Annotated in this window: 17 protein-coding genes and 1 pseudogene; 5 read left to right on the top strand and 13 right to left on the bottom strand. The window is 53.0% G+C overall.

Annotated elements, in window-relative coordinates; genetic code table 11:
- Position 1 precedes the first annotated feature (1 nt).
- Positions 2-595 (top strand): SMC-Scp complex subunit ScpB, encoded by a 594-nt coding sequence (gene scpB / locus RDU59_10885; GenBank protein MDQ7838979.1) that lies wholly within the window; start codon positions 2-4, stop codon positions 593-595.
- 29 nt (positions 596-624) lie between these two features.
- The gene (locus RDU59_10880; GenBank protein ID MDQ7838978.1) at positions 625-1362 is read left to right on the top strand and encodes a pseudouridine synthase; all 738 of its coding nucleotides are present in this window, start codon (positions 625-627) and stop codon (positions 1360-1362) included.
- Positions 1363-1640: 278 nt separating this feature from the next.
- On the opposite strand, the gene RDU59_10875 is transcribed toward RDU59_10880, so the two are convergent.
- From RDU59_10875 to RDU59_10860, 4 genes are all read right to left on the bottom strand, one after another.
- Entirely contained in the window at positions 1641-4769 is a 3129-nt protein-coding gene (locus RDU59_10875) for an efflux RND transporter permease subunit (protein MDQ7838977.1), read from the bottom strand.
- 45 nt (positions 4770-4814) lie between these two features.
- The gene (locus tag RDU59_10870) at positions 4815-5960 is read right to left on the bottom strand and encodes an efflux RND transporter periplasmic adaptor subunit (GenBank protein ID MDQ7838976.1); all 1146 of its coding nucleotides are present in this window, start codon (positions 5958-5960) and stop codon (positions 4815-4817) included.
- 235 nt (positions 5961-6195) lie between these two features.
- Positions 6196-7659 (bottom strand): efflux transporter outer membrane subunit, encoded by a 1464-nt coding sequence (locus RDU59_10865; GenBank protein ID MDQ7838975.1) that lies wholly within the window; start codon positions 7657-7659, stop codon positions 6196-6198.
- Between the two features lies 1 nt (position 7660).
- Positions 7661-8293: a CerR family C-terminal domain-containing protein gene (locus RDU59_10860; GenBank protein MDQ7838974.1), complete on the bottom strand. Its 633-nt coding sequence runs from the start codon at positions 8291-8293 to the stop codon at positions 7661-7663.
- A gap of 345 nt (positions 8294-8638) precedes the next feature.
- Here RDU59_10860 and RDU59_10855 point away from each other — a divergent pair, with 345 nt between their 5' ends.
- From RDU59_10855 to RDU59_10845, 3 genes are all read left to right on the top strand, one after another.
- Positions 8639-8923: an HU family DNA-binding protein gene (locus RDU59_10855; protein ID MDQ7838973.1), complete on the top strand. Its 285-nt coding sequence runs from the start codon at positions 8639-8641 to the stop codon at positions 8921-8923.
- 22 nt (positions 8924-8945) lie between these two features.
- Positions 8946-9806, top strand: coding sequence for a site-2 protease family protein (locus tag RDU59_10850; protein ID MDQ7838972.1), 861 nt, complete (start codon positions 8946-8948; stop codon positions 9804-9806).
- Positions 9807-10010: 204 nt separating this feature from the next.
- Positions 10011-12881: an OmpA family protein gene (locus RDU59_10845; GenBank protein ID MDQ7838971.1), complete on the top strand. Its 2871-nt coding sequence runs from the start codon at positions 10011-10013 to the stop codon at positions 12879-12881.
- Here RDU59_10845 and nadC read toward each other — a convergent pair.
- From nadC to RDU59_10800, 9 genes and pseudogenes are all read right to left on the bottom strand, one after another.
- Positions 12850-13710, bottom strand: coding sequence for a carboxylating nicotinate-nucleotide diphosphorylase (gene nadC, locus RDU59_10840; GenBank protein MDQ7838970.1), 861 nt, complete (start codon positions 13708-13710; stop codon positions 12850-12852). The genes RDU59_10845 and nadC overlap by 32 nt on opposite strands.
- Before the next feature lie 5 nt (positions 13711-13715).
- Positions 13716-14495, bottom strand: coding sequence for an MBL fold metallo-hydrolase (locus tag RDU59_10835; GenBank protein MDQ7838969.1), 780 nt, complete (start codon positions 14493-14495; stop codon positions 13716-13718).
- Between the two features lie 323 nt (positions 14496-14818).
- A complete protein-coding gene (locus RDU59_10830; GenBank protein MDQ7838968.1) occupies positions 14819-15085 on the bottom strand; it encodes a type II toxin-antitoxin system RelE/ParE family toxin in 267 nt (88 codons plus the stop codon).
- Positions 15072-15305: a ribbon-helix-helix protein, CopG family gene (locus RDU59_10825; GenBank protein MDQ7838967.1), complete on the bottom strand. Its 234-nt coding sequence runs from the start codon at positions 15303-15305 to the stop codon at positions 15072-15074. The genes RDU59_10830 and RDU59_10825 overlap by 14 nt, the downstream gene beginning before the upstream one ends.
- 104 nt (positions 15306-15409) lie before the next feature.
- Positions 15410-17326: an ATP-binding cassette domain-containing protein gene (locus tag RDU59_10820; GenBank protein MDQ7838966.1), complete on the bottom strand. Its 1917-nt coding sequence runs from the start codon at positions 17324-17326 to the stop codon at positions 15410-15412.
- A gap of 295 nt (positions 17327-17621) precedes the next feature.
- Entirely contained in the window at positions 17622-17759 is a 138-nt protein-coding gene (locus RDU59_10815; GenBank protein MDQ7838965.1) for an addiction module protein, read from the bottom strand.
- A 495-nt stretch (positions 17760-18254) separates the two neighbouring features.
- The gene (locus RDU59_10810) at positions 18255-18440 is read right to left on the bottom strand and encodes a hypothetical protein (GenBank protein MDQ7838964.1); all 186 of its coding nucleotides are present in this window, start codon (positions 18438-18440) and stop codon (positions 18255-18257) included.
- Positions 18433-18630, bottom strand: coding sequence for a hypothetical protein (locus RDU59_10805; GenBank protein MDQ7838963.1), 198 nt, complete (start codon positions 18628-18630; stop codon positions 18433-18435). The genes RDU59_10810 and RDU59_10805 overlap by 8 nt, the downstream gene beginning before the upstream one ends.
- 73 nt (positions 18631-18703) lie before the next feature.
- A pseudogene (locus tag RDU59_10800) lies at positions 18704-21301 on the bottom strand (type I restriction endonuclease subunit R).
- Between the last annotated feature and the right edge of the window lie 55 nt (positions 21302-21356).

Genomic DNA, 21356 nt, shown 5'->3' with positions numbered 1-21356 from the left:
TATGTCTGAATTAAAGAAAATCCTGGAGGCCTTGATATTCGTCTCCGAAACACCGCTCCGCCGGGATAAGATTATTGATGTCCTCCCGGAATACAAAAAGGAGGAGATAGAGGCAACCCTTATTCAACTCAAGGACGAATACGATGCCGAAGGCCGCAGCTTCGCCCTTTATGAGGTAGCCGAAGGCTTCCAGTTCAGGACAAGGCCTGAATACAGGGATTGGATTGCCCGCCTGAAAAAATCCGCTCCGGCGCGGCTCAGCCGCGAGGCCATGGAAACGCTGGCCATTATTGCCTACAAGCAACCCCTATTGCGGTCTGAAATAGAAAGGATCCGCGGGGTAGATGTGAGCGGCGTTCTGAAATCGCTTCTGGAAAAAAAACTTATTCGCATCGTAGGACGCAACAAGGAATTAGCCGGGAAACCCCTTATCTACGGAACCACCCAAAGATTTTTAGAGGTATTTGATCTAAGGGATCTGTCCTCCCTTCCCAATCTTAAAGAAATCAAGGCCCTTACCCCCGATACTGTCGAGGGCAAAGAAAGGACTCCGGACCTCTTTGACCGGTCTGAGGGAACCGGAGCTGATAGCTGACGGCTGAACGCTGATAGCTGGAATGTTTTATGGAAGAAAGACTGCATAAGACATTGGCCCGGCTCGGGATCGCCTCGCGAAGACACGCCGAAGATCTCATTCGCCAGGGCCGAGTTACAGTAAATGGCCGCATAGTTACTGCCATGGGTATAAAGGTGGACACCGAAAAGGATATGATCCTCATCGATGGCCGGCCATTACCACCTCCGGCGCCTCTTATCTATGCCCTTTTAAATAAACCCAAAGGATTTGTGACCACGCTGCGGGATCCCCAAAAAAGGCCGATAGTTACCGACCTCTTGAAAGATATATCCATCCGTGTCTGTCCGGTGGGAAGGCTGGATTACGACACCGAGGGCCTTCTATTGCTTACCAACGACGGGGACTTGTCCTTTAAACTCCAGCACCCGCGTTTTAAGGCGTACAAGACCTACGAAGCAGAGGTAAAAGGGAGACCTGCGAAGCAGGCTATTGATCGCCTGAGAAACGGAGTTATGATAGAAGGCCGTAAGACGCAGCCTGCCCTGGTTAAGTGCCTCAGGGAAAAAGAAGATTCATCTCTTCTGGAGATAACCATCCGGGAAGGCCGGAAAAGGCAGATAAAAAAGATGTGCTCAACCATCGGGCATCCCGTGCTTAACCTGCGCCGTACAGCCTTTGCCGATCTCAAATTGGGTCATCTGGCCCTTGGTCAGTACCGGCTTCTCAATACGGAAGAGGTCAGAAAACTCAAAAATTACGTAACCATGCAGCCACAAGGGCGCTAAGACGCAAAGAATGGATAAGAAAAAAAGTAAAAATAATGTTATCAGTTTGATGAACAGAAGCAGTGTCCCACAAGAAGCCCGAAAAATAGGTTCTGCTTGAGTAAGGGAGATAAGGATAGGGATTCTTATAGGCCCCTTTGCCTATTGCGCAAGGCTTCAGAACTTGACGTCTTCATAAAGAGTCTATTTGCGGCATTGCGCTGCACCCTTTTGTCATTCGGCGTAGCTTCATGAGTGAGATGGTGAGGTAATGAGATAAAATTGACTTTCCAGAAGATCTAGGAATCCGGGATTACACTATTTTTGTGGTTTTTCCCAATCCGGAATAATCTTCTCGTTCTTTCCTGAAGCTTTTCCATATAGATATAAACAACCGGTGTGATATAGAGCGTCAATAGCTGAGAGAGCAGCAGCCCACCGACCACGGCCAGACCTAAGGGCCGCCTTGCTTCGGCTCCGGCGCCAAAGCCAAGCGCTATTGGAAGAGTTCCCATAAGCGCAGCCATGGTGGTCATCATGATTGGCCGGAAACGAAGGATGCAACCTTCGTAGATAGCTTGGGCCGGCGGCTTTCCCTCGCGTCGCTGAACAGCTAAGGCGAAATCGATCATCATAATGGCGTTTTTCTTCACGATTCCTATGAGCATTATGATCCCAACCCAGGCATAAATACTCAAATCTATTCGGAAGATAAGGAGTGTGACAAGAGCCCCTACTCCAGCTGAAGGAATCCCTGACAGGATCGTCAACGGATGAATAAAACTTTCATATAGTATCCCAAGGATTATGTAAATGACCAGAATGGCCATAACTAAGAGGATCCACATACCTTTTAAGGACGATTGAAATTCCTGCGCGGTTCCCTGGAAACTGGTGCTGAGGGTAGCGGGCAGGCGAAGGTCCCGGACCAGCTTCTGTATCCGGCCCACGCCGTCACCAAGAGCAATCCCCGGTTTAAGATTAAAGGAAATGGTTACAGAAGGTAGCTGGCCCGTATGGTTGATGGTTAGTGGGCTAATAGTCCGCCTCAATCTGGCCACCGTATCACATGGCACAAGTTGGCCGCCTGCCGAGCGGATATAAAGCATGGAAAGGGAGTCTGGCGAAAGCTGGAATTGTGGCTGTACTTCCATAATAACCTGATACTGGTTGGTTGGTGTATAGATAGTAGAGATTTGTCTGGAGCCGTAGGCGTTGTAAAGTGTGTTTTCAATCTGATCTGCCGTAATACCGCAAGCTTGTGCCTTATCACGATCGATATCCACAAACACCTGGGGACTTGCGATCTGTAAGTCACTATTCACATCCTGCAGTTCCGGAAGCTCACGCAATTTATTTTCAAGCAAGGGAGCCCACTGATATAGTTCCTTTATATCCGGGCCCTGAATGGTATACTGGTAGAGGCTCTTGGTCGTACGTCCCCCGATGCGGATCGAAGGGGGATTCTGGAGAAAGGCCCTGATCCCCGGAATCCTTGCCAATTTTGCCCGAAGCCGTTGGATTATTTCGTTGGCATCCACTTTTCGCTCGGACATCGGTTTTAGACGAAGGAAGAATCGTCCGGAATTGCCGGTCGGACTCATACTGCTCGCTCCAACACTAGACATAAAGCCGTCCACTGCAGGCTCTTGCCGGATCACGTCAGCAACCGCTTTCTGATGCCGAACCATGGAATCAAAAGAGATATCCTGAGCAGCTTCGGTAAACCCCCGTATCTGGCCGGTATCCACATCCGGCACGAATCCTTTGGGGACTATCATGAAAAGATATCCCGTGGCAAAGATAAGGAGAATGGATAGGATCAGAGTGGCCAGACCATGTTTTAGCACCCATTTAAGAGTAACATCGTAGGCGTTGAGCATGCCATTAAAAAAGCGTTCGGAAAAAGCATAGAACTTGCCATGCTGTTCCGCGCCATGGGGCTTTAGAAAGCGGCTGCAAAGCATCGGGGAAAGAGTAAGCGAAACCACTCCTGACACCAGGATGGCTACTCCAATAGTCACAGCAAATTCGTGGAGCAATCGTCCCAGAACGCCTCCCATAAAGAGAAGCGGGATAAATACCGCGGCAAGCGAGATGGTCATGGACACAATGGTAAAAGCAATCTCTCTGGACCCATCAAGAGCGGCCTGGAGTTTCCCCTTGCCCATCTCCATATGCCGCACTATATTCTCGAGCATTACAATGGCATCATCTACCACGAAACCCACACAAAGAGTCAGCGCCATTAGAGACAGGTTATCCAGGCTGTAACCCAGAAGGTACATGACCGAGAAGGTGCCGATGATCGACATGGGGAGCGCCAGGCTCGGTATGATCGTAGCTGAGATGTTCCTGAGGAAAAGGAAGATCACCAAAACCACAAGACATATACTTAAATAAAGCGTAAACTTAACATCCGCAATCGATTCACCGATGGATTCGGAACGGTCATACAGGATATTGAGGTCGATGGAAGCAGGTATCTGAAGCCGGAAAGTGGGTATGAGCTTCTTGATGGCGTTTACTACCTCAACCGTGTTGGTCCCGGGCTGGCGCTGAACGGCCAGGACTATGGCGCGGCGGCTCTCGGATGCGGTATTGAACCAGTTGGCCACTTTATCGTTTTCAACGCTGTCAACGACCTTGCCCAGTTCCTGCAGCCGGACCGGAGCCCCATTGCGATAAGCTACTATAAGCGTGCGGTAGGATGCTGCATCTGTGAGTTGTCCCGTCGCTTGTATAGTAAGGGCCTGATGCCTGCCATACAGTGTACCGGTAGGGAGATTAACGTTGCCCCTCATGACGGCCTTTTCCACTTCATCGAGCCCGATTCCTTTTGAAGACAAAGCATTCGGGTCCACCTGAATACGAACCGCGTACTTCTGCGATCCATATACCTGGACCTGAGCCACACCGCTTATCATGGAGATACGCTGGGCCATTAATGTTTGGGCGTACTCGTCTACAGTAGAAAGCGGCAGAACGGGCGAGCTCAATGCGAGGTAGAGGATCGGCTCGTCCGCGGGATTGACTTTCCGGAACGAGGGGGGGTTTGGCAAATCGGCCGGAAGAAGTCGCTGGGCCTTGGATATGGCAGTCTGGACATCCTGGGCCGCGGCATCAAGGTCCCGATCCAGAGAAAATTGAAGCGTGATCTGGGTATTTCCCAGGGCGCTGGTCGAGGTCATGGAATCGAGTCCGGCGATTGTGGAAAATTCGCGCTCGAGAGGAGTCGCAATGGAAGAGGCCATGGTTTCGGGGTTGGATCCAGGAAGAGTTGCTGAGACCTGAATCGTGGGAAAATCTACATTCGGCAGCTCACTTACCGGGAGAAGCCGGTAAGCAGCAATACCGAATAATAAGACGCCAATCATGACGAGTGTGGTCATGACCGGACGCTCTATGAATAGTTGGGGGATATTCATCAGGGATTATCCTTGACCTCTTTCGAAGTCACTATCCTTACGGTTCTATTCGACGCCCTTTACAAGTTTGACCTTTGCACCCGGGAAGAGTTTCAAGTGGCCATCGGTCACTATCCATTCGCCAGGCTTTATCCCCTTATCTATCACCGTTTTTTCTCCAAGCGTCCTTCCCACGACTATGAGGCGAACCTCCGCAATAAGGTCAGGCCTGACTACGAAAACAAACGGCCCTTGCTGTCCGGCCTGAACGGCATGGGAAGGGACTATAACTGCCGCATCCTGTTTTCCGAGTGTCAAAGTCACATTAACAAACTGTCCCGGCCATAAGCTCGTATCCCGATTGGGGAAGATGGCCTTGAGCTGGATGGTACCTGTTCCAGGGTCCACCGTGTTATCAATAGAGGCCAGCTCACCACGGAGAGGCCGGGCCTCCATGCCGGGAACTTCCGCCAGAACGTCAAGCTTTCGAGTTTTCATGTGCCGTTTCACCTCCGGAAGGTTTCTTTCCGGGATGGAAAAAGCAAGGTATATTGGACTGGTCTGGTTTATCGTTACCATGGGACGATCGTTATCATTAGCCTTGATCAGGTTCCCTCGATGCACCTTAAGCTCTCCGGTATAACCGGTAATCGGAGATCGGATATAGCAATACTTAAGATCGAGCTTGGCGTTTTCAACTGCGGCCTTGTCCGCGAGCACACCGGCCTCAAGAGCTATAGCATCGGTACTTACCTGGTCATAATTTTCTTTCGATACATAACCCTTTTTGACAACAGACCCATACCGTTCCACCTGCTTTTGGGCATTCTGCAATTCAGCCTGGTGTTTGGCCAGATTGGCTTCGGCCTGCTTGAGATGAGCCTCAAAGGGGGCGGGATCGATTGTAAAAAGCAGATCTCCACACTTTACTTCTTGACCCTCTTTGAAATGTACGGCTATCAATTCTCCGCCTACCTGGGCCTTTACTGAGACCGTCGAGAATGCCCTTACATTCCCTACAGCACGCAGCTCTATGGGGACGGATTTTTCTTCCGCAGCGACAATGGTTACAGGCACTGGGGCTTTCCTCGGATCCTCAGCCCGTGCCTCTTTCGATCCATCCCGGGAGCAACCTGTAAGAATGGCAAGAATGATCACGGCCATAAAAATAAGGGGGGTCCTGAGTTTTGGTTGTTTGGTAATGTACCTCATTTTGTTTCCTATTTTGCAGCGTTACGCTGCATCCTTCGTCACTGCGACGTAGCTATGGAAATAGTTCACCGTTCACCGTTCACTGTTCACCGCGCACCGACAGCAAGGAGCAGACTGGAATATGTCCACGCATTATCGGTGAACGGACAACGGTTAACGGATAACGACATGCGCGCCTTGCAACCGGAGCTTTTTACTGTGCCGTCCGAAAATGACCTTTTGCGAACTCATTGCATTACCTTGGGATTTCCCATCCCCCGCCGAGAGCCTTAAAGAGTGCTATCAGGTCTGTTGCAATTCGTTGATCACTTTGTGCAAGCTGATCTTCCGACTGATACAACGATCGTTCGCCATCGAGTACGTCCAGGAAATTTACCAGACCCTTTGTGTAAAGCTCGTTGGCAATATCGGCAGCCTTGCGGCTGGAATCGACTGCTTCGGCCAGGGCACGGCGGCTCAATTGCTCTTTTGAGTATGCCACAAGTGCGTTCTCTACCTCCTCAAGCGAGTTGAGGATGGTCTTCTCATATCGAATTAGAGCCTGTTCTTGAAGTGCATTCTGGACCTCGATGTTGGCGCGTATCCGGCCGGCATTAAAGATAGGCCACCTTACAGTCGGTCCCAAAATCCAGTAGCCGCTTCCAGAACCGAAGAGATCAGTAAGATTTGTGCTTTGGAAGCCCGCCAGGCCCGTAAGAGAGAATCGCGGGAAGAGATCGGCAGTGGCAACTCCGATACGGGCAGTTGCAGACGCCAATTCCCGCTCCGCCCGCCTGATATCAGGGCGGCGGAGAAGCAGCTGCGAAGGCAGACCGACTGGCACCTCTGGTGGAGTCGTTGGAATGGGAGCCTCTTTTAAAAGCTCTGCCAACAGCGCACCGGGTTCCTGCCCAAGCAGCACTCCCAGACGGTGGATGGCTTGCCTTATAGAGCTTTCTAAGGCCGGTTCACGCGCTTCCGTATTTGCCAGTTGCCCTTCGGCCTGCGCAATATCCAGAGCACTTCCTATACCGGCTTCAAAGCGTCCATGCGTCAGCTCGACTACCTGGCGTTGTGCCTGGATATTTTGCCTGGCTATAGCCAGCCGGTGCTGATTGCCACGCACCTCCAGATAGTTTCTAGCGACTTCGGCAAGCAACGTAACCAGCACGTCACGGCGGTTTTCCTCTGAAGCGCCGACTTCGGCATCTGCCGCTTCGACTGCGCGCCGCACGCCGCCAAAAATATCAATCTCCCAACCGGCATCGAAGCCCGCCTGGTAAAGGTCGTGCTCAACCGGTGCACTGGTAGAATTTCCAGTATTCTGACTCTGCCGACTGTGTGAATAATCCGCAGTGGCATCGACTCCGGGGTATTCCGCGCCGGCTACCACTCTGCGAGCAGCACGCGCCCCCCGGATCCGGGCCTCAGCGAGCCGCAAATCCGTATTCGACCGAATTGCCCGGTCAATAAGGGAATTAAGTTCGGGGTCATTGAATATGGTCCACCACTGTGTAGCTTCCATGAGCGAGTCAGAAACCCGGGTCTTATCCGACTCACTCCAATTGGCGGGTATTTTAGGCTCTGGAGGGCGATAATTTGGACCGACCATGCAGCTCGCGAGACTTGTCATGAATACCAGGCCAATTAAGACATGACCTATTCCTGAGATGGACATCTTTTTGGCCTTACTGGCAATGGAGCAGGACGGAAAATTCATTTCATTCTTGGAAGCCTCTTGTGGCCTGCACTGAAAAGCGGCAGATATGATCTGCCAACCGCTCTATTTCTGCAGGGCCAAACTCTTGAGGATAAAGTCTTAACACAACGGACCGGGCATGGTGATAAAACAGGCACTGCCCCATAACACTCATTACGCAAAGCTTTACTGATTCCTCATCGGCATGCTTACCGGTAAGGTCCCGCACTATGGAAGTGAGTCGTTCGTAAAGAGGCCTCATCACTTCTACTACTAATTGATCAAGTGCGCTTGTCGGCTCAGCTATTTCTCGAGCCATCAATCTTCCGTGCCAGGCGGGACGGCCCTTGTCCAGGAGCCGGAAGAGTAATGAACGGATGAAAGCATGGAGACGCTGCTCGGGCGTAGAATTCTCATCCAAGCCAAAATCAGGGGGGTATTTTTCGATGGCAGACCTGAGCGTATGATGTAAGACTGCGGAATAGAGCCTTTTTTTATTCCCGAAATGATAATTGACTGCGGCAATGTTTGCATCTGCACGGCGAGAGATTTCACGTACGGTGGCGGCCCGAAATCCATGACTAGCAAATACCTCACCGGCAGCTTGGAGCAACCGGCTCCGAGTGTCCAGGCTTCTTTCCGCTATTTTGTTCATCTATCTTTTATACTCATTTTTAAAACAGATGTTTAAAATAGTTGTTGGATTGTGTCAAGAGATTATTTGGTGCCCAGGAAACTGCACTACTCTCCTGCTTCCGTGAATACAGGAGAATGGCGGAAGGGGGGCGCAGGAAGGACATACGGTCAGGTCACATCTTCATATGTCTCTAAGTCTTGGGCAAAATTAGAAGTCATGTAGAAATGTTACATATCTTATCTTAGCGCCTTAGCGTCTTTGTGACGATGGTTTTTCACGAAACCGCCAAATTATTCTTTACAAGCTTATACAAGCTTTGGTATATGTATTGCCTAAGCTAAGACAGGTAGTGAGGATAGTGCCATGAACAAGTCAGATTTAGTAGCGGCCCTGAGTAAAGAGACCGCCTTGACCAAGCAGGTAGCCGAAGAAGTAATTGACACTGTCTTTGAGGCCATGAGTCAGGCGCTGGTGTCCGGCGAGGGTATTGAGATAAGGGGACTGGGTAGTTTTGTAGTAAAGGACTACAAACCCTACACGGGCCGTAACCCCAAAACAGGCCGGAATATCGACGTATCTGCCAAAAAACTTCCATTCTTTAAGGCGGGTAAGGAATTAAAAGAACGGGTCAATTCCAAAAAGCCATAAATCATTGCATTGTTATCCTGGCGTGACGCTAAAGCTTAAGCCTAAGGGTTCATCCATCGCAGTCAACATACTTCTCTTTTTGCTGACGGTCATTTCAACCACGGCGGCCGGGGCCCTCCAGCAGGGAGTCTCCTTAGTCGCCCTGCTTAAAGACTGGACCCTGTTAACCAAAGGAATCCCTTTTTCCTTTACCCTCCTGGCCATACTCATAACCCACGAGATGAGTCACTATTTCGTCTCCCGATACCACGGCGTACAGGTTACCCTGCCCTTTTTCATCCCTGCCCCATCGGTAATCGGCACCTTCGGGGCCTTTATCCGGATAAAATCACCCATGGAAGACCGAAGGGTGCTCCTGGATATCGGCCTCTCCGGACCACTGGGAGGGGCCGTCGTAGCCATCCCGGTGCTCTATATCGGGCTTAAGATGTCCACTATCCAGGTAATGCCTAAACCCGCCGGCGTGGAACTCGGGTCTTCCATCCTCCTTGACCAGATGGTCCGGCTCGCGCTGGGCAAACTGCCTGACTATTATCAGATCGTCCTCCACCCGGTAGCCTTTGCCGGCTGGATCGGGCTCCTGGTGACCTCTCTTAACCTCATCCCCGTCGGCCAGCTGGACGGCGGACATATCGCCTACGCCATCCTGGGAGAAAAATCAAAGAGGCTAGCCATCGGCTGTTTTATTGCCCTTATAATCCTTGGCCTGGTAGGCTGGTCAGGCTGGTTTATATGGGCGGGGCTGCTCTACGTTATGGGCTGGCAACATCCCCCGCCGCTTAATCCCGCCATTCCACTGGACACAAAACGAAAGTGGCTTGGGGTATTGGCCTTGATCCTTTTTGTGGTGACCTTTACTCCGACACCGTTCAGCGGGTTTTAAGTAGCGTTCATCCGGGAACTACCGTTTCCGGCCCACGGTCGGCCTAAGGCCGGATTCACGCTATCAGCCATCAGCTGTCAGCCGTCAGAAAAAACGAAGATAAACAACATATTAAGCTGAATGCTGATAGCTGAATGCTGACTGCTCCATCCGCAAGACCGGGATTTTCGGATGGAAACTAAATATAGTTCATGGGGGGACACGATGAAAAAGGTAATATTTGTCCTTTGTTTAATAGTTATCGGCATTTTTTATTTTTGCAACTGTTATGCTGAGGAAGGCTTTCAGGTCCTGGCCCCGGCCCGCGCGGTTAAGCTGTCTTATCAGGTTATAGGCGAAAACAAGGTGCTGGTTTCGGCCCTGGATGCTGAAGATAATCCTGTTGAGGGACTGAAAGCCGAAGATTTTGTAGTGCAAAGGGAGCGGAAAAAAGCCAGGATATTATCGGCGGAGTCCCTTGAAACCAGAAAGGATGTGGGACTGAACGTGGTCCTGGTTGTAGATAATTCCTTCTCCATGAAGGAGCGCCAGGCCGTACAGCCGCTCCTCGCGGCCCTGGAAGAGTTCCTCAAGATAGTGCGGCCCATCGACGATATTCAGGTAGTGGTCTTTGATGATGCACACGCCATGAAGGTCAATGAACGCAACCTGCACGTCAAGACCTTTCGTTCCAACGATGTCTCAAGGCTCAGGAACTTTTTCCGGGAAAGCTTTGATCGCGGATTAACCAACCGGACCTTCCTCTACGAAGGCATGGCGGCCGGGCTGGATTTAATCCAAAAGATGCCGGAAAAGGGCAATAAGTTTCTCGTGGTCTTCTCAGATGGCGAGGATCTCAACAGCACCCTGGATCGTAAGGCGGTAGAGGCCGCGGCCAGGGGGATAGTGAATCTTGCGGCCTATTCCATAGACTATATGCCGGTGCCGGCTCCGGACCCCTTCCTTAAATCGTTTGCCGAGGCCCACGGAGGCAAGATATGGAAGGCTGTTTCCGCCACTGAACTTCTGCCCATTTTCCAGTCCTTTTCTACGACCTTGTTCCATCGCTACGTAGTTACGTATCGTTTTCTAAATCCTCCGCAGGGGACCTTGTCCCTGGAGCCTGCGGAATTAAATTTTGACATGTTTACCATGAACGATGGCTCGCCGGTATTGAATCATGTATTCTTTGAGGCAGGCAAGAGTGAAATTCCCGGAAAGTATGTCCTTCTGAAGGACAGGGCGCAGACGCAGACCTTCGATGAAAAGACCCTGAAATCCGCGCCGGAGCGGTATTACAACCTGCTCAATATCGTGGGCAGACGCCTGACCCAAAATCCTATGGCCCGGGTGCGTATTGTAGGCTGTAACTCAGACACCGGTGTGGAAAAGAATAACCTTGATCTTTCGAGCCGCCGGGCCGAGGCGGTAAGGGCCTATCTTTATAATGTCTGGGGGGTGGATCCCCTGCGCATGAAGGTGGAGACCCGCAATCTGCCGGCGCAGGCCACGGCCATGGATGTCTTGGGCGGACGGGCGGAAAATCAGCGGGTAGAGATCATATACGATCTGCCGGCTATGCAGGCGGATGCGGCAAATGCATTTATTACAGAGACGAACGGCATAGATGAGATAAAAATCCGGCCGCAGATAGCGGCTGAATACGGCATCGCCGATTGGGAACTCACCCTCCTCGGTGATAATAAATCTATAAAGACCATAAAGGGCACAGGTGACCTAAAGCCGTTATATGCGTTTCCTCTGGACGAACTGGGCCGGGCAAGGCTGGCCGCTATCGGCAACCTTGAACCCCGTATCAGAGTGACGGACATCTATGGTGATAGTTATGAAACTACCGCGGGTCCGTGTCCGGTCAGGATTTCCAGGGAAAAAGTGATACATGGGCTTGTGCCTCCGCCCTCCGGCTCGCTGAACATGGAGCCGGATAAGATAACTATCGAGGAAGTGACCACGGTTGACAGCTCTCCATTGCTTAATTATGTATATTTCGAGACAGGCGAAGGTGTAATCCCCGGGCGGTATGGCCTTTTCACAGATAAGGCCGAGACCGGGGCATTTAAAGAGAGTGAATTAAAAGGCACGATGGATAAGTATCATCACATCCTGAACGTTATAGGGAAACGAATGACCGGGCATCCGGAGGCCCGTATAAAAATTGTCGGCTGTAATGCGCATTATGGCGTGGAGCGGGGTAAACTTAACCTCTCCCGGCAGAGGGCCGGGGCCGTACAGTCTTATTTAAAGGATATATGGGGCATAGACCCAACCCGGATGGATATTGAGGCCCGCCGTCTGCCGGCCATGGCCAGCACCAACCGGGTAAACGAGGGGAGAGCCGAAAACCAGCGCGTAGAGATATATTCTGATTCCCCGTCCATAGCTGACACTATAAAAAGCACATATCTGGAGGCGATGAGCGACGCCAAAGAGATCCGGCTCTTACCACAGATACAGGCCGGGTATGGCGTAGCGCATTGGGGTATAGAGATAATGGGTGATGACGCCGTAATCCGGTCTGTAGATGGCGAGGGAGAACCTGCGCCGGCCTACGCCTTTGATCTGAAAGACCTTGATCTCCGCAAGATCGGCGCTTACAAAAATCTCAGCGTTCGCATGGAGGTCATAGACGAAAAAGGGCAGAGCTACAAGACCGTTTCCGCGCCTTCTTCTGTTACGTTCATAAGGCGCGAGGAACAGCTCGCCCAGAAGACGGGCCATAAGGTGCTGGAAAAATATGCGCTTATACTCTTTGACTTCGATCGCGCGGATATAAAGGAACAGAATAAGGCCGTCCTGAATCAGATAATCGAGAGGATAAAACAGCTCCCGGCTGCCGGGGTGAAGATCGTCGGCCATACGGACATTATAGGCAAAGAAGATTACAACCTGAGGCTATCAGAGAGGCGAGCCAGGGCTGTTTACGATCAGATGCTGGCCGGAGGGATTACGGCGGACGAGAGAATCACCCATGAAGGCATAGGCCCCCGCGATCCTCTTTATGATAACGGCCGGCCGGAGGGCCGGGCCCTCAACCGGACGGTGACTATTTACCTGGAGTATGAGGTAAGAGAATAGACAGCCGCATGCTTATATCGCAGGCCGGGGCGGAGTGAGTGAGGGCGCCGATGGAGATTAAGTCCACGCCGGTCTCCGCTATTTCCCGCACGTTCTTTAGATTTACCCCGCCAGAGGCTTCAAGGACGGCCTTTCCCCCGGCCACGGCCACGGCCTCTTTCAGGGTCGGGATGTCCATGTTGTCCAGGAGGATGGCCCCGGCCCCGGCTTTCAGGGCCTCCTTAAGCTGGTCTATGCTGCTGACTTCTATCTCAACTTTTGCTACATGCGGGGCATAGTCCTTAGCCCGCCGGATTGCCCCGGCCAGTGAGTTAACAGCGGATAGATGATTATCTTTGATTAAAATGGCGTCATATAGGCCAAAACGGTGATTATGGCCGCCTCCCATCCGGACGGCATACTTTTCCAGAAGGCGCAGGCCGGGGGTGGTCTTCCGGGTGTCCAAGATCTTAACCGGCAACCCGGCCACGGCCTCAACGAATTTATGGGTGTGGGTGGCGATACCCGATAGGCGCTGCAAGAAATTAAGGGCTACCCTCTCGCCTCTGAGCAGGTCGGCGACCGGCCCGTAAACCTCGGCCAGTACTTCCCCGGACGCAGCGCGCCCCCCGTCTTTGAGGAGGGCTTTAAATTCGATAGCGGGATTCAGCGTATGAAAGACCTGCCCGGCGACTTCAAGCCCGGCAACCAGGAAGTCCTGTTTGGCTACGAGGGTGGCCTGTCCCTGGAGTTCAGGATCGATCAGGGCCTCCGTGGTCAGATCCCCCGGCCCGATATCCTCAGCCAGGGCCTGTTCGATAAGAAATTTTACCGATGTAGATATATCCATAGGCATCATCCTCTTACCTCCACCATTTTCCCCACCCGATCCTGCCAGGATAGCGAAAGACCGGCAGTAGCCGAAGATTGTTTAAGGAAATTTTTGACGGTTTGATAGGCCTTCTCCGGGTGATTATTCACCTGGCTCAAATGGGCCAGGACTATGTGCTGCAACCCGGGATGGAGTATCTCTTCCAGCAACTGGCAGGTCTGATAATTTGATAAATGGCCTAATCGTCCCTTTATTCTCTGTTTCAGATGCCACGGATAAGGGCCGTACTCCAGCATCTCCGGGTCATGATTGGCCTCCATAATTACGGCCTGACATCCCTTCAGTTCATTAGAAGCAAGGCGTGTAACCATCCCCAGGTCCGTGGAGATGCCCAGCTTGACCCGGGCGTTACTGACGCAAAGGCCGATCGGATCAGCGGCGTCATGAGGGATGGAAAAGGGGTGAACGGTAATACTATCGATAGTGAAAGAGCGGCCGCTCTCGACAGTGCATACCTCTTTTATACGGCCCAGGTATCTGGCCGCCGCCCGATGGGTAGCAGATGTCATATAAACGGGCAGGTCAAAACGGCGCGAGATAACACCGACCCCGCGGATATGATCATTATGTTCATGGGTGACTATGACACCGCTCAGAGAATCCGGAGAAACCCCGATAGCATTTAAGCGCCTCGTGATTTCCGTTGCGCTCAATCCCGCATCGACCAGGAAGCGAACCCCGTGAGACTCCAGGTACGTACAATTTCCCTTACTGCCACTAGCCAGTACACAAAATCGGATCACCTCCGACCTCCGCCGAATCCCATACGTCCCCTGCCCCCTATAACTTCATAACCCGGCCTGATATGGAGCGAACCAGACAAGGCAAAATACTCCTCAATAATTGACCAGTCCGGAGCCGCCTTGTGTAGAGCCATTATCCCCTCAATATCAGCAAAACCGTTCGTCCATCTTGAACATGCATAGCGAGCGCATTCCCCGCAGCTTGCTGCGGGGAGCTTCACTTATCATCTACCATGGCCTGTACTTTTAATCCAACCAAATCCTCAGGTATTAAGACCCTTATAGTCCGCTTCCCGCCTCTCCGTCTTTGACGTCCCTGAAGTCTATCCCAGACATCGATATACATCCCGCCTGTGTCCCACTTTCACAATCCAGATAGTAAGATTATCGTCCTGGATGGAATAAACAATACGATATCTTCCTTGCCGAATCCGGTATCGTTCCTGCCCGGAAAGCCTCTCGCAGCCGGAGGGCCTTGGGTCATGAGCAAGTGACCGGATACGGTCAATTACGCGCTTGAGGTCTTTCTTTGGAATGCCGTCAAGGTCTTTCGCGACGGAATGCCGCAGAAAAATGTTATATCCGGCCATGCTTCTTGAGGTCTTTCAGCAGGTCTTCGAAGGCAACAAGTGGCTCGCCTGCCCGCTCTTCAAAGGCAGCGAGGTCTTCTGCATCCTCTGCCAGGGAAAGGCGCACGGCACGGTTGACCAGCTCGGACATAGACCGGGATGTCTCCGCAGCCTTCAGACGCAAGGCTTTGTGCAACATAGGGTCCAAATAAATCGTCGCCCTTTTTGTCAATGCAGACATCATGCTCCTCCATGTTTTTGAGCAACATTATAACGCTATGGTGATATAACGTCAAGACGCTATCGATTCTGTTCCCAGCATCTTTGGATAGGAAGGATACTGGTTCAGGAAAGAACAATCAATTTATTGTGCGAATTGACACCGATTGACTCCAAAAGCTCCCATCGCTCATACGCCATAGTGATCTCTTTTTCGAGGTCCTCGATTCTCGCCTTTGCTGCCGGGAGCCTACTTCCGTCCTGGCGATAGAAGTCAGGGTCCGCAAGGGTGTCATAAAGCCCGTCGCGCTCTGCTTCCAGGGCTTCGATGAGCGCCGGCAGAGCCTCGATATCTTTCTTCTCCTTGAAGGTCAGGGTACGCGGACGCTCCTGTTGCGGCCGCGGCTTTTCCGGCTTCGCGGTCTTTTCCGTTCGTACCGGGACTGCGGGGCCGCGCTGCCGCAGCCAGTCGTCGTACCCGCCCACATATTCGGTCAGCCTTCCGTCGCCTTCAAATACTATGGTGCTCGTTACAACGTTATTGAGAAACTCCCGGTCGTGGCTCACGAGGAGAACGGTACCTTCATACTCCATCAGCATTTCCTCGAGGAGTTCCAGGGTATCGGTGTCGAGATCATTGGTGGGCTCGTCCATCACCAGTACGTTTGAGGGTTTCGTGAAAAGCTTGGCCAGGAGGGCTCGGTTTCGCTCGCCGCCGGAGAGGCCCCTTACCGGAGCGCGGGCGCGCTCCGGGGGGAAGAGGAAATTCTCGAGATAGCCGATTATGTGCCTGGTCCTTCCGTTGACCGTCACCTTCTCGGACCCGTCTCCCACATTGTCCATAACCGATCTGTCATCAATCAATTGCGCACGATGCTGGTCGAAATAGGCAACCTCGATGTTGGCCCCCCTGCGCACAGAGCCACGGTGGGGCTCCATCGCGCCGAGCAGAATCCTGAGCAGGGTGGTCTTGCCCGAGCCGTTCGGGCCGATGATGCCGATCTTGTCGCCACGCATTATGAGCGTGGAAAAATCGCGAATCAGAGGACGGCCCTCGTAGATATGCCCGACCCCCTTGGCCTCAAGAACCAGTTTGCCGGACCGCTCGGCCTCGTTCAGCCGCATCGTCGCGCTCCCTGCCTGTTCACGTCTCGCGAGGCGTTCTCTCCGCATCTCCTTCAACGCACGCACCCGCCCTTCATTGCAGGTGCGCCGGGCTTTCACGCCCTGCCGTATCCACGCCTCCTCCTGCGCGAGCTTTTTATCGAAGAGCACGTTGTGCGTGACCTCCGCGTCGAGCTCGGCCTGCCTTCGCGCCAGGTAGGTTGCGTAATCGCCGGGCCAGTCGGTGATCCGCCCCCGGTCGAGTTCGATGATACGCGTCGCCAAAGTCTGAAGAAATCTCCGGTCGTGGCTTGTGAAGAGCATAGACCCGCGGTACTCGTTGAGGAATTCCTCCAGCCAGCCGATCGAGCCAATATCGAGATGATTGGTCGGCTCATCAAGGAGTAACAGGTCCGGCTCGTTCACGAGGGCCCGTGCCAGCAGAACCCTCCTTTTATAGCCGCCGGAGAGTTCAGCCACAGGCGCGTCAGGATCCAGACTGAGGCGGGAAAGAACGGTCTCGACCTTCTGTTGTATCTGCCAGCCGCCCGAGAACTCGATCAGGTGGTGTATCCGTTCCAGTTCGGCGATTATGCCCGCGTCGTCCCCCTGGGTAAGGCGGTTGCTCACGAGGCGGTATTCCGAAAGCAATTCGACCACGCCGCCCAGCCCGCCCGAAACCACCTCGAAGACTGTTCCAGACAGATCCTGCGGCACTTCCTGAGCGAGAGAGGCGACCCGCACTCCCTGCGCACGTATGACCTCGCCGGCATCAGGGGTGATCTCGCCGCTGATGATCTTTATGAGGGTGGATTTACCCGCCCCGTTTCTGCCGACCAGGCAGACCCGCTCTCCGCGCCCGATCTGCAGGGTCACCCCGTCGATCAGCTCCGGGCCGCCGAACGCAAGCCGCACCTGTTGTAAACTTATCAATGCCACATATCACCCCGAACAAGTCAAACTAACGTCCCCCTAATGGATTCACATGAAATGCCCACTGCCCCGATTTTCCCCGGTTAGGCTCGTTCTATATTCTATCTTTCCAATAACCGGGCTTTCTGTGAAGGTTCACAATTGCAACTACCAGGACCTCGTCTTTTCGAATTTGATAGATGATTCCGTAAGGGAAATGCCTTATTTGACATCTTATCAGCAAGACCTACTCGTACCTTTCAAGGACTTCTTTTAATGAGACAGCCTTGATCTCTCCTTTTTCGTAGGCATCGATCCGGCTTTACGCTTCTTTGGCCCATAATTCATCAATCTCCTTATCAGGTGCATCCAGACTGGAAAGTAACTTGTCGATCAATTTTGCCTTTTGTGCCGGTTTAAGGGCCAATGCCTCTTTCAAAATTTCATTTGGCGCCGCCATGACAACCTCCTTATATTGAAGCTCCCCGCTGCAAGCACCGGGGAATGCGCTCGCTATGCATGTTCAAAAACTTGGAAACGAAAAGTGATAAGTTTCAACAACGTCCTGGTTTCCCCCTTCCTGGTTGCTCTCGAAGTGGAATTTCATGTAAATACCCTTACCCTTTTTCTCGTACTGTCAAAACTTTTGCCACAGAGAGCACAGAGAACACAGAGGTATCAGTAGGTTAAAGCACAATTTGGTTCCTCCCCTCCCCAGTTTCTCCAATGCTCTTGTTGTCCCCCAGAAAATGGCTCAATCACAGCCCTTGAGGGTACACAGGTCACGGAAGTGCCCATAAATCTGCTTTTTTCTTAGCTGCTCTGTCTTTTTCTTTTGATTTCTTTACGTTGCTCTGTGCGCTCTGTGTCCTCTGTGGCTTGTTTTTCATATAACTTTTGACATTACCCTTTTCTATGAGGACATATTCCTGCTATCCACGAGTGAGTCTATCTATTAAAGGGTTGCGGTCTTTTTTTCTGCGCGCATACGATCCCTGATCTTCTTGGCCTTATCAGGCATGGCATAATAGAAGAACTCCATCTGCGCCTCAAGCCACTTAATCTTTTGAAGAGCCGGCCGTTTCCGGTACTCTTCTATCTGCTCTATCGTCCTATAATATAACAGTGGCTTTTTATTCATCGCCCCACTCCTTTTCTATCTTTCTAAGATAATAGACATCGGCAATATCCTGTGGTCTGCCGACCTTCTTCTTCATCTCAATAAGCCGTTTTATAGGCACAAGTGGAATCCTTACATTTCCGGCCTTGATATTTTTCCGTTCTTCATAAACCTTATCAAAGTCAAACGGCTCCTCTACAAATACATCCAATTCAAATTCGTTGCCCGAAGGGCATAAACTTGTAAACCAATGAGCGTCCTCAAGGTACGCATCGCACCTCGACCTATGCAGTCGGCGGGGCATAGGTCGCCGAAAAGATCGTGTCCGCCAACCACTTCTTGAACGCCGCGTTGTCGCTGAACTGCTTGAACAGTTCGGTGTGGTCGGACAGCAGCTCGACGAGTACCCGCTGGAGTGCTCTGTCGTGCTCGATGCGGGCATTCTGCTTGTCCGAGTACTTCATCGCGTTCTGGTAGGCCTTGTCCGCCGCTACCTTGGTGGGAATATCCTCGGCGATGACTTTGCGGATTTTGTCGGCGTCCTTCCAGTCGATGTTGCCGAACTGATCGTTGAAGGCACGCAGGATATTGCTCAGGCGATCCAAGTCTGGCTCCGGCATCCGGCCGCCGCCGCTCGTGGGCACAGGCTCGATCTCCGCATCTTGGTCGGCCAGACCGATGGGCATTGCCGAGCGCACCTCCACCCGGTAGCTCTCCATGTCGATAGCCTCGAGAATCCCTTTGGACAGGTCCTCTTCCTTTGGCGCGGGCAGCTTAGGGATGAGGAAGTTCAGGAAGATCGAGAGCTTCTCCCATGCGGCATTGGTGAAGGGCAGCACTGAGGCCAGGAACCCGTAAGTGCGCACGAAGGCCTTGGCCTTGCCCTTGAAGTCCACTTGGCCGTTCTCATCCAGCGTGTCCACATAGGTCGCCACGCAGGCATCGAGGATCGGGTCGAGCTGGTCTCGGTCGGCCCCGGCCAGATAGCGCTCGACCAACTGGTCGACGGCCGTGTCGTCGTAGATCTGATAGCCGTCAAGGGCGGCCTTGAGGTCGTGCAGCTTGTTCGGGTCAGTCTCTGCGCTGAGGATCGTGGTGCGGTAGTAGTCCTCGAAGGCCAACTGGATGGTGTCGGCATCATTCTGAAAGTCGAGCACGAAGGTGTCGTGCTTTTTCGGGTGCGCCCGGTTGAGGCGCGAGAGTGTCTGCACCGCCTTGATGCCCGAAAGCGGCTTGTCCACGTACATCGTGTGCAAGAGCGGCTCATCATAGCCGGTCTGGAACTTGTCGGCACAGATCAGAAAGCGGTACGGCTCCGCGCGGATGCGCTCCGGGATCAGGTTGCTGGAGAATCCGTTCAGCGAAGCCTCGGTCACCTTCTGCCCGCCGTACTCATGCTCGCCGGAGAAGGCGACGATGGCCTGATGCGGGCTCTTGCGCTCCTTGAGGTAATCGCGGATAGCGTGGAAGTACTGGATGGCCCGGTGAATGCCTCCGGTGACCACCATCGCCCGCGCCTGGCCGCCAACCTTGTGCTTGGCCAGCACCTGCTCGTGGAAGTGGTCCACCATGATCTCTGCCTTCTCGCGGATGGCGTGCTCGTGGGACTCCACGTAACGACGTAGCTTCTTCTGGGCCTTCTTGGTGTCGAACTCCGGGTCGTCCTCCACGGTCTTCGCTAGCCGGTAGTAGCTTTCCACCGGTGTATAGTTCCTCAGCACATCAAGGATGAAGCCCTCCTGGATCGCCTGCTTCATCGTGTAGCTATGGAAAGGTCGGTGTTTGACAACGCCCCCCTCCGGCCATGGCTCGCCGAAGATTTCCAGGGTCTTGTTTTTGGGAGTGGCGGTGAAGGCGAAGTAGCTGGCGTTGGGCAGCATCTTCCGCGCTTCCATAATGCGGTTGATCGTATCCTCTGTGGTCTCCTCATCCTCTTCGCCGCCCTCCGCCGACAGTGCGATGTTCATCTTCGCCGCTGTACGTCCGCCCTGGCTGGAATGCGCCTCGTCAATGAGGATGGCGAACTTCCGTCCACGGTGTTCGTTGCCAATCTCATCCAGGATGAAGGGAAACTTCTGGACAGTGGTGATGATGATCTTCTTGCCGCTCTCGATGAACTGCCGAAGCTGGCCCGAACCTTCGGTCACGGCTCCTATCGTGGCGGCCACCTGGGCGAACTGCTTGATCGTGTCGCGGATCTGCTTGTCGAGCACCTTGCGGTCGGTGACCACGATCACCGAGTCGAAAATCGGGGCATTCTCCCGTTCCAGCCCGACGAACTGGTGCGCCAGCCAGGCAATGGAGTTGCTCTTGCCGCTGCCTGCCGAGTGCTGGATCAGGTACCGCCGGCCCGCGCCCTGTAAGCGCACATCGGCCAAGAGTTTCCGCACCACATCAAGCTGGTGGTAGCGCGGGAAGATTTGTAGTTCCTTCTTCCGGCCGGTGCGCTCGTCCTTTTCCTCAATCACCTGGGCGTAGTTCTCAAGGATGTCGGCAAGCCCTTCACGGGTGAGGATCTCACGCCACAGATAGTCGGTTTTGATGCCGGGCCGGCCTTCAATCGGCGGATTGCCCGCGCCGTCGTTCCAGCCCTTATTGAAGGGCAAGAACCAGGAGTCCTTGCCCTTGAGGTGGGTGCAGAAGCGCACCTCCTGATCGTCCACGGCGAAATGCACCAGACAGCGGCCGAACTGAAAGAGCAGTTCGCGCGGGTCACGGTCGCGCTTGTACTGCTGCACCGCGTCCTCCACGGTCTGCTTGGTCAGGCGGTTCTTCAACTCGAATGTCGCGATAGGTAAGCCGTTGATGAACAGGGCGAGGTCAAGCGCAAGTTGGGTCTCGTCTTTGCTGTAGCGCAACTGCCGGGTGACGCTAAAGATGTTTGGGGTGTACTGTCAATAGTGGACAGGGCCACTTTAGGCAGCTCTCCTTTTAATA

Source organism: Thermodesulfobacteriota bacterium (assembly GCA_031082315.1).
Taxonomy (GTDB): domain Bacteria; phylum Desulfobacterota; class QYQD01; order QYQD01; family QYQD01; genus QYQD01.
The sequence above is the reverse complement of the archived record's forward strand: the minus strand, read 5'-3'. Positions and strand labels throughout refer to the sequence as shown.